This is a genomic window from Paenibacillus sp. FSL W8-1187, from assembly GCF_037965485.1.
In the GTDB taxonomy this organism is placed as follows: Bacteria; Bacillota; Bacilli; order Paenibacillales; family Paenibacillaceae; genus Paenibacillus_O; species Paenibacillus_O pasadenensis.
In genome coordinates, this window is sequence record NZ_CP150181.1 from 5,434,462 (window position 1) to 5,448,645 (window position 14,184).

A 14,184-nucleotide genomic window follows, 5' to 3' on the forward strand; every position below is an offset into this window, starting at 1 on the left:
CCGTTACGGGACGGCCTCGGTCGTCGTTCAGGCCTGGTACGCGAGCCGGTCCGCGCTGACTGTGAAATCGGTTTCTAAAAAAGGTTGAAGCGCTTGCTTGCGCTGTGCCACAATAAGGAGGACGCGGATTCGAATCCGCTGGATTCATCCTACCTTAACAGCCTAAGGAGGCTATCGATCCATGAGAACATTCAAGCTGGGCGCAAGCGCCCTGGAGGTGCCGGCGGTCGCGGTCGGCTGCATGCGCATCAACTCGCTGGACAAGCCGGGGGCGGAGCGCTTCGTCCGCAGCGCGCTGGATCTCGGCGCCAACTTCTTCGACCATGCCGACATCTACGGCGCCGGCGAGTGCGAGGAGATTTTCGCGGAGGCGGTCGGCATGAGCCCGAGCGTGCGCGAGAGCTTGATCCTTCAGTCCAAATGCGGCATCCGTTCGGGACAGTTCGACTTTTCCAAGGAGCATATCCTCGGGTCGGTCGACAAGATCCTGCAGCGGCTGCGCACCGACTATCTGGACGTGCTGCTGCTGCATCGCCCGGATACGCTCGTCGAGCCGGAAGAGGTCGCCGAGGCGTTCGACCAGCTGGAGCGCTCCGGCAAGGTGCGCCACTTCGGCGTCTCCAACCAGAACCCGATGCAGATCCAGCTGCTGCAAAAATTCGTCAAGCAGCCGCTCGTCGCGAACCAGCTGCAGCTGAGCATTACGAACAGCACGATGATCTCGCAGGGCTTCAACGTCAACTTGGAAAACGAATCGGCGGTGAACCGCGACGGCAGCGTGCTCGACTTCTGCCGCCTGCACGACATCACGATCCAGCCTTGGTCTCCTTTCCAATACGGCTTCTTCGAGGGCGTGTTCCTCGGCAGCGCCAAATTCCCCGAGCTGAACGCCAAGATCGACGAGGTCGCGGAAAGCTACGGCGTCAGCGCGACGACGATCGCGATGGCCTGGCTGCTGCGCCATCCGGCGAACATGCAGCCGGTGACCGGCACGATGAACATCGAGCGGCTCGCCGACTGCGTGCGTGCGGCGGACATCCGCCTGACGCGCGAGGAATGGTACGCGATCTTCCGCGCTGCGGGCAACGTGCTGCCTTGATGCGCGCATAGATGCGCCTGCGCTGACCGCGCGGGCGCGGAGGCACGGATCTGAGCGCGGTTGTGAATGGGCCAGCATCGCTGGCTAGAGCGAGCAGTGTTGGTGCGAGCGGGCTCCAGCAACTGCGAGCGGGCGAAACTGCGACGGGCATGGGCGCGAGTGGCGGGCCGGTGCTTGCGCGGGAGTAAACACGAGCACGCGGCTCGACATTGCTGCGAGCAGAGCGGCTGCGCGATGCTGGCGTCACGACAAGAGGGCTATCCCAAGGTCGGTATCAACGACTGATGGGAAGCCCTATTTGTCGTTCCGCCCGGAACGAGCGCTACACGCGGTTTTTCCGCGCGTAGGCCGCAGTACGGCTCTCCAACCTCCCGCTACACGCGGTTTTTCCACGCGTAGGCCGCAGACCGGCGCTCCAACCTCCCGCTACACGCGGTTTTTCCGCGCGTAGGCCGCAGACCGGCGCTCCAACCTCCCGCTACACGCGGTTTTTCCGCGCATAGGCCGCAGTACGGCTCTCCAACCTCCCGCTACACGCGGTTTTTCCGCGCATAGGCCGCCGTCCGGCGCTACAGACTCTCGCGACACGCGGTTTTTCCGCGTGTAGGCGAGCCTTTTGCCTGGCCGGGAATTCAATGTCGCGAGATGCGCCATGCCGACCATGCAACGGGCAATGAGAGGGTCTAGACTACCTTCGTGCGGCCGGTTCCGAAAGCGGCCAAGTTCGTCTATCAGCTCTAGTCATAGCCAGTAGTAAAAAAGCGCACCCGTAAGTTGCCGAACGTTGCCACGCTTGCTCCAGCCCCATCCACTCCAGTAGTCGAGCCCGATCAACGAATTGAAATGGGGGCCGGTTTTACCGTTAAGGACCCGCTCTCCGGGCCGCAGCGCCCGAAGCGGCCGGCCGTCCCTCCCCGCGCTCCTGCTCTGCTGGGCGGGTTCCGCCCACCACCCGCTCAGCACCCTCCACGCGCTGCGGCCAGGGCTAGGGCTTGCGCCGATACACCCGCTCCGGCCGGCCGACGCTGCCGTAGGCCAGATCGGCCTGCAAGCGGCCCGCGCTGACGAGATATTCGAGGTAGCGGCGGGCGGTCGAACGGCTGATGCCGAGCCGCGCGCTCAGCAGCGGAGCGGTGAGCGGCCCCTCTTCCTCGCCGAGCAGCCCGCTTACTTTGTCGAGGGTGAGCTGGTCGATGCCTTTCGGATAGCCGGTCGGCCGGCCCCGCTCCACGACCGGCTCGCGCAGCCTCAGCAGGGTGTCGATCTCGGACTGGCCGAGCGCGCCGGCCGCCTCCAGCTCCGCCATCCGCTCGCGGTAGGAGCGAAAGCCGAGCAGCGTCTCCTGCAGCCGGTCGAAAATGACCGGCTTGAGCAGGTAGTCGAACACTCCGCCCTCGATCGCCTCGCGCACCCGATGCAGCTCCTTGGCCGCCGTCACCATGATGACGCCGGTGCGCGGATGGCCGGCGCGGATGCGGCGCAGCAGCTCCAAGCCGTCGACATGCGGCAGGAACAGGTCCAGCAGCACGAGGTCCGGCTGCAGGATGTCCAGCAGCTCCAGCGCCTGGCGGCCGTCCGTGGCGACGCCGGCCGCCTCGAAGCCGTCCACCTTGCCGACGAAGCGGCGGTGGATTTCGGCGTTGCGCACGTCGTCCTCGACGATGAGCACTTGAATCATGGCGAATCGCTCCTTTGCTTGGGGATGGCGACCGTGAAGCGCGTGCCTCCGCGTTCGCCCGGCTGGAATTCGAGCCAGCCGCCGAGCTGGCGGACCGAGCTCTGCACGAGCGCCAGGCCGTAGCCTCTTCTCTCCTTGCTTTTCGTCGAATAGCCGACCTCAAAGATGCGCTCGGCCGCCTCCTCCGGAATGCCGCAGCCGTTGTCCTCCACCTCCAGCACGAGATCCGGCCCGAGATCGGTCAGCAGCACGGCGACGCGCCCCTCTCCGTCGTGGCTGACCGCCTCCAGCGCGTTGTCGATCAGATTGCCGAGGATCGTCACGAGCTGCGAGCGGTCAAGCTCCGGCGGCACGTCGCGGAACGTGCTGTCCTCGTCGACCTCCAGCTCCACCCGCAGCTCCTGCGCGCGGTTGATCTTGCCGAGCAGCAGCCCGCCGATGACGGGATCGGGAATCTCCTTGAGGATCGTGCCGATGCGGCTGCTGTGGCTGTCGGACTCCCTCGCGATGAACGCGACCGCCTCGCGGTACTGGTCCAGCTGGAGCAGCCCCGAGATCGTATGCAGCTTATTGGAAAACTCATGCGTCTGCGCGCGCAGGCCGTCGGCGTACTGCTGCATCTGCGACAGCTGCTGCGTCAGCAGGTACAGCTCCGACTGGTCGCGGAAGCTCGACACGGCGCCGACGACGCGGCCGCCGGCATCCTTGACGGGCACCCGGCTGACGATGACCGCACGCGTGCCGACGATCGCCTCCTCGCCGTAGGCGGCGGCCTCGGACTCGCCCGGCCGTGGAAAAGCGGCGTCGGGCAAAATCCCGCGCGCTGGGCGTCCGAGCAGCTGCGCGCGGTCCTCGAGGCCAAGCATCCGCATCGCCTGCTGGTTGAGCAGCGTCGCCTCGCCCCGGTTGTTGACGGCGACGATGCCCTCGCGCACCGACTCGAGCACCGCCTCCTGCTCGCGATACAGCCGCCCGATGTCCTCCGGCTCGAGGCCGTGGATGGCGCGCTTCACATGGCGCGCGATGAGCGCCGCGCCAAGCGCGCTCAGGGCGAGCGCGGCCAAGGCGAGCGCGGCGATCGGCAGCAGGAAGCTGCGGGATTCGCGCTCGATGTCCTCGGTCAGAATGCCGACCGACACGACGCCGATGATGCTCCCGTCCGCGCCGTATACCGGCGTCTTGCCGCGCAGCGACGGGCCGAGCGTGCCCGTCGCCTCCGACACGATCGACTGACCGGCGAACACCGGCCCGTTGTCGCCTCCGACCATCGGCTGGCCGATCAGCTTCGCATTGGGATGCGCGTAGCGGATGCCCTCGGCATTGCCGACGACGATGAATTCGGCATCGGTGCGGCGGCGGATCTCTTCGACCATCGGCTGCAGGATGAGCGACGGGTCCGGCTCGGCAAAAGCGTCCCGGACGTCGGGAATGGCCGCGACCATCTGCGCCAGATTGAGCGCCTTGGAGCCCTCCTGTTTCTTGTACGTATCGAGCAGCATCTCCCGAAAGGCGAGCGACAGCAGCAGCAGGATGATGGAGGTAAGCGCGCAGAGGAGCAGCGTCAGCTTCGTTTGCAGGCGCATCGGTCGGCTCGTCCTTTCCGTGGTTTTTATGAACAAAATGGCTGAAATGCGGCAAATGCAAGGTATGCGCGCAATATAGCCGGCTGGAATATGTTCATGATACAGTCACAATTGTAACCGCTATCATAAAGGATTGGCGCTTGATTGGAGTATCCGTACTATACCACAAGGGGGAAGCGTCATGAAATTCAATTCGTGGAAATGGAAACCGGTCGTCGCCGCGCTGGCGGCCGCAGCGGCAATGTCCGCGCTGACGGCATGCGGAGAGGGAGGCGGCTCCGGAGGCTCGGGCTCGTATCCGTCCAAGCCGATCGTCGTCGTCGCTCCGTCCGGAGCCGGAGGCGGCTGGGACAAGACCGCCCGCTCGCTGACGAAGGTGCTCGGCGAGACCAAGCTCGTCGACAAGACGATGACCGTCGAGAACAAGCCCGGAGGCGGCGGCGCCGTATTCATGGCCGAATACGCCACGCAGGACAAGAAGAACCCGTATCGGCTGTTCGTCAGCTCGCCGCCGATCCTCATCAACAACCTCAAGAAGGAAGGCAACAGCCCTTACGGCTACAAGGACGCGACGCCGCTCGCCCAGCTGACCAAGGATTACGGCGCGATCGTCGTGCGGGCCGACTCCAAGCATGCCGACATCCAGTCGCTGATGGCCGATCTGAAAGCGGATCCAACGAAGGTGACGGTCGCCGGCGGCTCGGCTCCGGGCTCGATGGACCATCTCATCACGGTGCTGCCCGCCTATAAGGCCGGCATCGACCCGAAGGCGGTCAAGTACGTCTCCTACGACGGCGGCGGCGAAGCGATCGCGGCGCTGCTCGGCGGCAACGCCGACGCCATCGGCACCGACATCTCCAGCGCGTCGGAGTACCTCAAGGCCGGCAAGGTGCGCGTGCTCGGCATCACGTCCCCGGAACGCCTCGGCGGCGACTTCAAGGACGTGCCGACGCTCAAGGAGTCCGGCATCGACGCCGAGTTCACGATCTGGCGCGGCGTGTTCGGACCGAAGGAAATGACCGACGACCAGAAGGCGTACTGGGCCGAGAAGCTGCAGGCGCTGAACGACTCGGACGCGTGGAAGAAAGAGCTTGCGGCCAATGCCTGGGAGCCGGAATTCAAAGGCTCCGACGACTTCGCCGCGTTCCTCGGCGAGCAGGAAAAGATGATTCAAGAGCTGCTGACCGCGCTCGGCATGGCTAAGTAACACCGAGTATTTCCGATTGATTTCGATTCCATTCTTGCGAGGTGAGGCATCATGAACCGCATCTTCGACCGGTACGCCGGCGTCGCGTTCCTGCTGGTCGGCGCAGCCTTCGTCTGGGAAAGCCGCAAGATCGGCGAGAGCTCCTACGGCAGCAACGTCGGTCCGGATATCTTTCCGATGGGGCTCGGCATCCTGCTCATCCTGCTGAGCGCGCGGCTGCTCTATGAGACGCTCCGCGGCCGGATGACGGACGCGGCAAGCGGCGAGAAGCCGAGACTCGACTACAAGCGCTTCGGCATCCTCGTCGGCGCCGCGCTCCTGTACGCGTACTTCCTGGAGGACATCGGATACGTGCTTGGCACGTTCCTCTTCCTCCTGCTCGGCTTCCAGGTCATCGAGCGGGGCCGATGGCTCGTCTCGCTGCTCGTGTCCGCGCTGTTTTCGTTCGGCGTCTATTATTTGTTCGTCCAAGTCCTGGAGGGCACTCTGCCCGGCTTTCCCTCCTGGATGAATCTCGGGTAGAAGGAGGCTGTCCCCATGGAAACGCTGCAATTCCTTGCCGACGGCTTCGCTTCGGCCCTGCAATGGCAAAACCTGCTGTTCGCCTTCGTCGGCGTGCTCATCGGCACGGCGGTCGGCGTCCTGCCCGGCATCGGCCCGATGAGCGGCGTGGCGCTGCTCATCCCGGTCACGGCGACGCTGACGAGCGGGCAGGATCCGGCGTCCGCCGCCACGAGCGCGATCATCCTGCTCGCCGGCGTCTACTACGGCGCGATGTACGGCGGCTCGACGACGTCGATCCTGCTCAACACGCCGGGCGAGTCCTCGTCCGTCGTGACGACGCTCGACGGCTACCAGATGGCCCGCCAGGGCCGGGCGGGAGCGGCGCTCTCGATCGCGGCGATCGGCTCGTTCGTCGCCGGCATCGTGGCGCTCGTCGCGCTCGTGCTGCTGGCGAAGCCGCTGTCCGAGGTGGCGATCAAGTTCGGTCCGGCGGAATATTTCTCGCTCATGCTGCTCGGCCTCGCCGCCGTCAGCGGCCTCGCCGGCAAGTCGATGACCAAGGCGCTGATCATGACCGTGCTCGGCCTGCTGCTCGCGACGATCGGCATGGACAACGTCTCCGGCGTCGCCCGCTTCACCTACAACGTGCCGGTGCTGTACTCCGGGCTGGAATTCCTCACCGTAGCCGTCGGCCTGTTCGCTCTCGGCGAGGTGTTCAAGACGGTGCTGCACCGCGACTATGGCGGAGGCGAGATCATCAAGGTCGGCCGCGTGCTGCCGACCCGCCAGGATCTCAAGGAAAGCGCAGGCCCGATCGCGCGCGGCTCGCTGCTCGGCTTTTTCATCGGCGTGCTGCCGGGCGCCGGCGCGACGCTCGCCTCCTTTTTCAGCTACATCATGGAAAAGAAGCTCAGCCGCAATCCCGAGAAGTTCGGCAAGGGCGCCATCGCCGGCGTCGCCGCGCCCGAGTCGGCCAACAACGCGGCCTCCGGCGGGGCGATGATCCCGCTGCTCACGCTCGGCATCCCCGGCTCCGGCACGACCGCGATCCTCATGGGCGCGCTCATCATGTACAACGTGCAGCCGGGCCCGCTCCTGTTCGAGGACCATCCGGGCGTCGCCTGGGGGCTGATCGCAAGCATGTTCATCGGCAACCTGATGCTGCTCGTGCTCAACATGCCGCTCGTCAAGGTGTTCGCCAAGATCATCGAGACGCCGCCGAAGTACCTGCTGCCGATCATCATCGCCATCTCCGTGTTCGGCGTCTACGCGGTGCAGTACACGACGTTCGACCTGCTGCTGCTCATCGGCTGCGGCATCGCCGGCTACTTCCTGGCGCAGAACGACTATCCGCTCGCTCCGCTCGTGCTCGGCCTCGTGCTCGGGCCGATGATCGAGAACAACATGCGGCGCGCGCTCACGGCGTCGAACGGCGACTTCAGCATCTTCCTGACGAAGCCGATCTCGCTCGCCTTCCTCCTCGTCGCCGTCCTGTGGCTGCTCGTGCCGCTGCTGCTCAAGCTGCGCGGCAAAAAAGTGATCATCAACGAAGAAGCGTAAGGAGGGGAGCGGCGACGCTCCCTTTCCTCATCCCCGTCCGACCGGAAAGGAAGATCCGCCATGGCATCCAGCTCGACCATCATCATCCGATTGGAAATCCGCAAGTCCGCCATCTCGTTCGGCGAGGTGGCGGTGACGATCGGCGCCTGCGGCGGCGACATCGTCGCCACCGACGTCATCCGCTCGTCGCCGGAGACGGCGATCCGCGACATCACCGTCCACGTGCCGGACGAGCGCCGCGAAGCGCTCGTCTCCCATCTGTCCTCGCTGCAGGGCCTCAAGGTCGTCAACGTCTCCGACCGCACGTTCCTCGTCCATCTCGGCGGCAAGATCGAGGTGACGCCCCGCATCGCGGTCAAAAACCGGGAGGAGCTGTCCCATGTGTACACGCCGGGCGTCGCCAAGGTGTGCCGGGCGATCCATGAGGACGAGTCCAAGGCGTTCTCGCTGACGATCAAGCGCAATACGGTCGCCATCGTCAGCGACGGCACCGCGGTGCTCGGCCTCGGCGACATCGGGCCGTACGGCGCGATGCCGGTCATGGAGGGCAAGGCGATGCTGTTCAAGCAGTTCGCCGGCGTGGACGGATTCCCGATCTGCCTGGACACGACCGACACAGAGGACATCATCCGCACGATCAAGAACATCGCGCCGGGCTTCGGCGGCATCAACCTCGAGGACATCAGCTCACCGCGCTGCTTCGAGATCGAGGAGCGGCTCAAGGAGGAGCTCGACATCCCCGTGTTCCACGACGACCAGCACGGCACCGCCGTCGTCATGCTGGCGGGCATGCTCAACGCGCTCAAGATCGTCGGCAAGCGGCGCGAGGACGTCAAGCTGGTCATCGTCGGCATCGGCGCGGCGGGCGTCGCCTGCGCCAAGATGCTGCTCGCCGCAGGCTTCCGCAACGTCGTCTGCGTCGACCGGCACGGGGCGATCCGCGCGGGCGAGGCCTACGACAATCCGATGTGGAGCTGGCTCGCCGAGCACAGCAATCCGCATGGCGAGAGCGGCGGGCTGGACGAGGCCATCGCCGGCGCCGACATCTTCCTCGGCGTATCGGGACCGGGCGTGCTGAAGGTGGAGCATCTGCAGCGGATGGCCCGCGATCCGATCGTGTTCGCGATGGCGAACCCCGAGCCGGAGATCGAGCCGGAGCTGGCGGAGCCGTACGTGCGCGTCATGGCGACCGGGCGGAGCGATTATCCGAACCAGATCAACAACGTGCTCTGCTTCCCCGGCATCTTCCGCGGGGCGCTGGAGTGCCGGGCGCGCTCCATCAACGAGCCGATGAAGCTGGCCGCGGCCGAGGCGATCGCAAGCTCCGTCAGCGAGGAGGAGCTCAGCGAGTCCTACATCATCCCGAGCGTGTTCAACGAGGAAGTCGTGCAGCGCGTGCGGACGGCCGTCATCCAGGCGGCGATCGACACCGGCGTCGCCCGCCGCATTCCGCGCGACTTCCGCTGATCCGCCGTCATGGGCGTCTTTCTGCTCATCCTGCTGCAGGTCATCTTCCCCGTGTTCGCGCTGCTCGGTCTCGGCGCGCTGCTCCATCGCCGGCTGCGCTTCGATCCGCGCACGCTGTCGCGGCTGACGGGCAGCGTGCTGCTGCCGGCGCTCGTGTTCGCGAATCTGTACGAGGCGCGGTTCGAGGCCGCGCTCGTGCTGCAGGTCGCGCTGTTCCTGCTGCTGCAGAACGGCCTGCTGATGCTCGCCGCGGAAGCGGCCGCGCGCTGGCTGCGGCTGGAGGCGCGCACCGCCTCGACGTTCCGCAACAGCATCGTCCTGTTCAACTCGGGCAACTTCGGCCTGCCGGTCAGCCAGCTCGTCTTCGCTACGCAGCCGGTCGGGATGTCCATCCAGGTCATCGTCACGCTGTTCCAGACGCTCGTCACGAACACGTACGGCCTGTTCAACGCGATGCGGGTGGAAACGCCGGGCTGGCGCGCGCTGCGCGGACTGGCGCTGAACCCGATCGTGCTTGCGATGCTCGCCGGCATCGCGCTGCAGGCGACGGGGCTGCGGCTGCCGGATTTCATCTGGCGGCCGATCGACACGGTCGCGTCCGCCTTTCTGGCGGTGGCGCTGTTCACGCTCGGCGCCCAGATCGCCGGGCTGCGGCTGCGGCGCCCGTCGCTGCCGCTGCTGCTGACGGCGGCCGGCCGGCTGCTGATCTCTCCGGCGCTGGCGCTGGCGCTCATCCTCGCGCTCGGCCTGGACGGCGTGACCGCGCAGGCGCTGCTCATCGCCGGCTCGTTCCCATGCTCGCGCAATATGGCGCAGTTCGCCATGGAGCACGGCAACGATCCCGACTACGCCGCCGAGGCGGTGCTGCTGACGACGCTGCTCAGCTCGCTGACCGTGGCGGCGACCGTGTTCGCCGCTCAGCAGCTGTTTGGATGAGGCGGGCGGCATAAAACGTTCTCGTTACTCGGCCCGAGAGGCCATCAGGAGGAATGAAGCATGAGCGGAATCGGAACGAAGGAAATTATCGACATCAACCGTACGGCGTCGGGCTTCGAGTCCAGCATCGTGCTGCATGCGGGCGGCCGCTGCATCGACGTCAAAAGCATCCTCGGCCTCACCGTCACGCTGGTGCGGGACGAATGCTACACGCTCGAGATCCACGGCCCGGACGAGGTCGACGCGGCGGTCGCGCTGCTCGACGCCTTCGCCGCCGCGGGGCTCCGCGTGCGGATGAAGTAGCGGCCGGAGGCGGATTCGCCAGGGCGTGTTTGCATACCCCGAAGGAAGCAGATGGGGCCGAATTTTTGATCCCTGCGTGACGAAGCAGGGGGCAAAAAGGCGGTGATAGATGCCCCTGAGCGGGTTTGCAAACACGCCCTAGGGGGGATATTGTTCCTAGGTGAATTCGAAGTCCATCAAGGAAAAAAGCGCTGCCGCTTTCTTCTTCCACACGGACTCCGTTTCGCTTCTGGCTTCTGCAGAGAGCGAAGGCCCCCGAACCGCGCTCCTTAAAGGCAAAAATGACGTTAGGACGCGCTCATGCCGACGAACCGCGCTCCCTAAAGGCAAAAATGACGTTAGGACGCGCTCATACCGACGAACCGCGCTCCCTAAAGGCAAAAATGACGTTAGGACGCGCTGATGCCGACGAACGCTCGCACACCGCCAGCTTGAATTCATTACGGCCGCATGCAATACCCGCTTTAAGAGGTTCGTTTCCATGATCCTATTTTTCCCACAGTCTCAGCAGCCTGAAAAGATATCAAAAAAGGAGCCGTCTCAGAGACGGCTCCTTTCGTTTGTCCTACTTCAAGCATCTTTTCAGCTGATCGTAAAAGTTTTCCCTAGAACCAGCCAGGATAATGACGACCAGTTCTCCTTCCTCGTTCTCTTCGACACGGTACGCGATCTCATAATTTGTTTCCTTATAAGAGACATCGTAGCCGAATAAGCCCGAAAGATCCCCGGTCTTTCGTTCCCCGATTGATGGATCATGACGAATGGCGAGAATCGCATCGAAGTACGCACGCTTCAGCGGCTTCTCGACGAGCTTTTTGAAGTAGCGTTCCGCAGGACCAAGATAGATGACGGGAAGCATCTAATCCTCCATCACATCGCCGAAGATGGCTTCCGTTCGGTCGGAGCCTTCGAAGTGGCGAGCGGCATCCTGGGATTCGGAAATCATGGTTTTGACGGCGGCTTTCAAAGCCTGCTGCTTCTCGCGGAATTTAGAGAGCAATTCGGAACCGACATAACCTTCCTGAATGAGATCGGCAAGAATCAAATCGGCATAATAGTCGTTCCCAGCCTGTTCACGCACGGGCCGAATGATGATGTGGCTGCCTTTGATGCTGAATTCGACTTCATCCTGGATGCCCGCCTGTTCGAACAACTTTTGAGGTATCGTTACTTGGCGCTTCGGCGAGACTCGCGCACGCTTCCATTCCATACCGTTCATCACCTCATTTGCAATTGCCATAGTATACCCCATTTTCCTTTTTTCTCATTTTCTTTGTTTCCATTCTTCTTTACTTTACACCTTTCGTTGCGATTGGAAAAGAGGGATTCTTGCACGTTTAAGCAAAAGCAGAGCCGCCCTCCACCCCGTCCTGCGACGTAGTGGAGGGCGGCTTCCCGCATGCCTGGCATCGAGCTTCGCCGGCCTTTTAGTTGGCTGGATCGGGCAGGCTATCGCCTGCCTGGGGCTTCCATGCCGCACGCGCCAATTCCAAGGGAGGCTCGCACGCTCCGGATGCGAAAGAGGCTACGCGCCGCTCTCGGCGCCGGCCGCGCCGGAAGCCGAGCCGGCCGCGCCCGGAGCGGAGCTGTCGCCCGGCGTCGTGCTGCCGGGACCGTCCCCCTGCGCAGGAGGCTCGCCTGGAGCACCGTCCGGCGGGGCGAAGCCTTGGCCATCGGGAGGCGTCATGCCGCCTTGACCGCGCCCTCCGCCTTGGCCGCCGAAGCCGCCGCGGCCTCCGCCCATGCCTCCGCCGCCGGTCGTGACGCCCGATTCATCGACATAGGTGACAGCCGAATCGCCGAGCTCGAAGCTTACGACCTCCATGCCGCCGCTGAGCGAGCCGCCCTCGTACAGGCCGTCCTTCGCTGCGGTGCCGGACGTCCCGCCCGTATAGAAGCTGTAGGTTCTGCCGGACTCCAGCTTCGGCGAGGCGATGACGATGTTCTGGATCGTCTTGGACGTCTCGAAGCTCACCAGCGGCGTGCCCGATTCATCCGCCAGCGTCACGAGCGTGCCGGCCGCGAGAGCCGACGGGAACGTCATCGATACGGAGCGCTGGGAAGAGGTGTCCGACGGAGCTTGCGCCATGCCGGAGCTGCCGGCGGCGATGAGCAGTCCGCCCGATTGCTCGAACGTTCCGTCGTAATCCAAGCTGCCGTTGCCGCCGTTCGTCGGGCCGTTCACGATGACGGTGCCGCCGGACATCGCGATCGAGCCGTTGGAATCGAGTCCGTCGCCTTCCGCGTCGACGATGAGATAGCCGCCGCTGATCGCGAGCCGCGCCTTGCCCGCCGCGCCGAAGCCGCCGCCCGGGCCGCCACCTTGGCCTCCTGGCTCGCCGCCCGGACCGCCTTGGCCCTGTCCGGATGCGCCATCGGCGGCGCCCTGCTCCTCAGCCGGCGCTTGACCTTGTCCCGCCGTGCCTGTCGGTGATGCGGCCGTCTCCTCCGTGCTGCCTTCCGAGGCATTGACCCCGTCGTCGCTGGCGACGACATGGATCTCGCCGCCGCTGATGGCGATGTCGGCGCTCTCCAAGCCTTCGTAGCTGGCGGCGATGTTGATCATGCCGCCGCTGATCGCGAGCGAGGCGTCGGCATGGACCGCGTCGTCGCCGGTGCGGATCGCCAGCTGGCCGCCGCTAATTGCGACCGCGCCATTGCTATGGACCGCATCGTCCTTGGCGTCGATGTCGAAGTCGCCGTCCGCGATGGAGATGCCGACGGTCGCCTTGAACGCCTTGGCGCTGCCGGATTCCGCATCGGTCTCCGTGCCCTCGTCGCCCGTTCCATTTTCCACGCCTGTGTCCGTACCTGTGCCTGCCCCGTTCCCCGTACCCTCTCCGGCTCCGCCTTGCTGGCGCTGCCCCATGCCGCCGAAGCCGAAGCCCTCCTCCTGATGGGGCTCCGCCTCGGCGCTGCCGCCTCCGCTGACGATGCGGTACGTGCCGCCGCCGACGAGCAGCGAGCTCGCCGCCTGGAAGCCGTCGCTGCCCGAGGCCACGTCATACTTGCCGCCCTCCAGCGCCACATAGCCTTTGCCTTCCTCGCCGTCGTTCGTCGACTTGAAGCCGTCGCCGCCCGCTTTCACCGTCAGGACGGCATCCTTCACCGCCAGCAGGTCGCGGCCGACGATGCCGTCGTCCTTGGCGGTCACGTCGATCGTGCCGCTGACGATCTTGAGCTCGTCCTTGCCGACGATGCCGTCGTTGAAACGGGCCGTCACGGACAGCTTGCCCGCGCCGTTGATCGTCAGGTCGTCCTTGCTGAACACCGCGCCCGACGGCTCGCCGTCCTCGTCCTGCTCGGCATAGGCCGCGCCGTCGGCCAGCCGGTTCGACGTGCCCTCCTGCAGCGTCAGCACGGTCTTGCCGGCCTGCTTGACCCAGATCGCCGGACCGCTGGAGCTCGACACTTCCGCTCCGCCCAGCACGAGACGCACGGCGCCCTCGTCCGCGCTGTCCACGACGATGCGGCCGTCCGTCAGCGAGCCGCTGACTGCATAGGTGCCGGCGGCCGAGATCGTGACGATGCCGCCGTCCACGCTTGCCCCGGCGCCGTCGACGCTGGCGCCAGCGCCGCTCAGCGTGATCGTCGTCGCTGCCGAAGCGTCCCACTCGACCGCCAGGTCATCCTCGTCATAGGACGCGATATCGCTCAGCTTGACGCTCGCCAGCTTGGCGGCAGCCGCCGCGCTTTCCGCCGAGGCGTCAGCCGCGGCCTCGCTCCCTGTGGCTGCGGCCTCCGCAGCCGTATCCGCCGCTCCGTCGCTGCAGCCGGCCGCCAGAATGGCGGACAGCAGGACGAGGCCGGCCATTTTTACCGATACATTCATCGTCATCTTCCTTTC

At 65.2% G+C, this 14,184-nt stretch carries 12 protein-coding genes; 7 read left to right on the forward strand and 5 right to left on the reverse strand.

The annotated features are described in order from the left end of the window. Positions 1–181 precede the first annotated feature (181 nt). The gene (locus NYE40_RS23420; RefSeq protein WP_339279042.1) at positions 182–1,099 is read left to right on the forward strand and encodes an aldo/keto reductase; all 918 of its coding nucleotides are present in this window, start codon (positions 182–184) and stop codon (positions 1,097–1,099) included. A gap of 985 nt (positions 1,100–2,084) precedes the next feature. On the opposite strand, the gene NYE40_RS23425 is transcribed toward NYE40_RS23420, so the two are convergent. Together NYE40_RS23425 and NYE40_RS23430 are read right to left on the reverse strand one after the other, a co-directional pair. Continuing rightward, complete coding sequence (locus NYE40_RS23425; RefSeq protein WP_339279043.1) at positions 2,085–2,777, reverse strand: response regulator; 693 nt, start codon at positions 2,775–2,777, stop codon at positions 2,085–2,087. After that, the gene (locus tag NYE40_RS23430; RefSeq protein WP_153784555.1) at positions 2,774–4,360 is read right to left on the reverse strand and encodes a sensor histidine kinase; all 1,587 of its coding nucleotides are present in this window, start codon (positions 4,358–4,360) and stop codon (positions 2,774–2,776) included. The genes NYE40_RS23425 and NYE40_RS23430 overlap by 4 nt, the downstream gene beginning before the upstream one ends. Before the next feature lie 241 nt (positions 4,361–4,601). Between NYE40_RS23430 and NYE40_RS23435 the strand changes: the two genes are divergently transcribed. From NYE40_RS23435 to NYE40_RS23460, 6 genes are read left to right on the forward strand one after another with little or no spacing between them, the layout of a single operon-like run. Beyond that, a complete protein-coding gene (locus NYE40_RS23435; protein WP_228551929.1) occupies positions 4,602–5,567 on the forward strand; it encodes a tripartite tricarboxylate transporter substrate binding protein in 966 nt (321 codons plus the stop codon). Between the two features lie 51 nt (positions 5,568–5,618). Then, positions 5,619–6,089, forward strand: a complete 471-nt coding sequence (locus NYE40_RS23440) for a tripartite tricarboxylate transporter TctB family protein (protein WP_028600196.1) — start codon at positions 5,619–5,621, stop codon at positions 6,087–6,089. Positions 6,090–6,104: 15 nt separating this feature from the next. Continuing rightward, a complete protein-coding gene (locus NYE40_RS23445; RefSeq protein WP_028600195.1) occupies positions 6,105–7,631 on the forward strand; it encodes a tripartite tricarboxylate transporter permease in 1,527 nt (508 codons plus the stop codon). Positions 7,632–7,691: 60 nt separating this feature from the next. Continuing rightward, positions 7,692–9,098 carry an NAD-dependent malic enzyme gene (locus NYE40_RS23450; protein WP_028600194.1) on the forward strand — a complete coding sequence of 469 codons (1,407 nt, stop codon included), beginning with the start codon at positions 7,692–7,694 and terminating at the stop codon, positions 9,096–9,098. A 9-nt stretch (positions 9,099–9,107) separates the two neighbouring features. Then, complete coding sequence (locus tag NYE40_RS23455; protein WP_028600193.1) at positions 9,108–10,034, forward strand: AEC family transporter; 927 nt, start codon at positions 9,108–9,110, stop codon at positions 10,032–10,034. A gap of 60 nt (positions 10,035–10,094) precedes the next feature. Beyond that, complete coding sequence (locus tag NYE40_RS23460) at positions 10,095–10,337, forward strand: HPr family phosphocarrier protein (RefSeq protein ID WP_028600192.1); 243 nt, start codon at positions 10,095–10,097, stop codon at positions 10,335–10,337. Between the two features lie 565 nt (positions 10,338–10,902). Here NYE40_RS23460 and NYE40_RS23465 read toward each other — a convergent pair. The 3 genes from NYE40_RS23465 to NYE40_RS23475 form a co-directional block, all read right to left on the reverse strand. Beyond that, positions 10,903–11,196 carry a type II toxin-antitoxin system RelE/ParE family toxin gene (locus NYE40_RS23465; protein ID WP_101807524.1) on the reverse strand — a complete coding sequence of 98 codons (294 nt, stop codon included), beginning with the start codon at positions 11,194–11,196 and terminating at the stop codon, positions 10,903–10,905. Further along, positions 11,197–11,577, reverse strand: a complete 381-nt coding sequence (locus NYE40_RS23470; RefSeq protein WP_043111725.1) for an AbrB/MazE/SpoVT family DNA-binding domain-containing protein — start codon at positions 11,575–11,577, stop codon at positions 11,197–11,199. Positions 11,578–11,862: 285 nt separating this feature from the next. Then, entirely contained in the window at positions 11,863–14,169 is a 2,307-nt protein-coding gene (locus tag NYE40_RS23475) for a carbohydrate-binding domain-containing protein (protein ID WP_339279044.1), read from the reverse strand. Positions 14,170–14,184 lie beyond the last annotated feature (15 nt).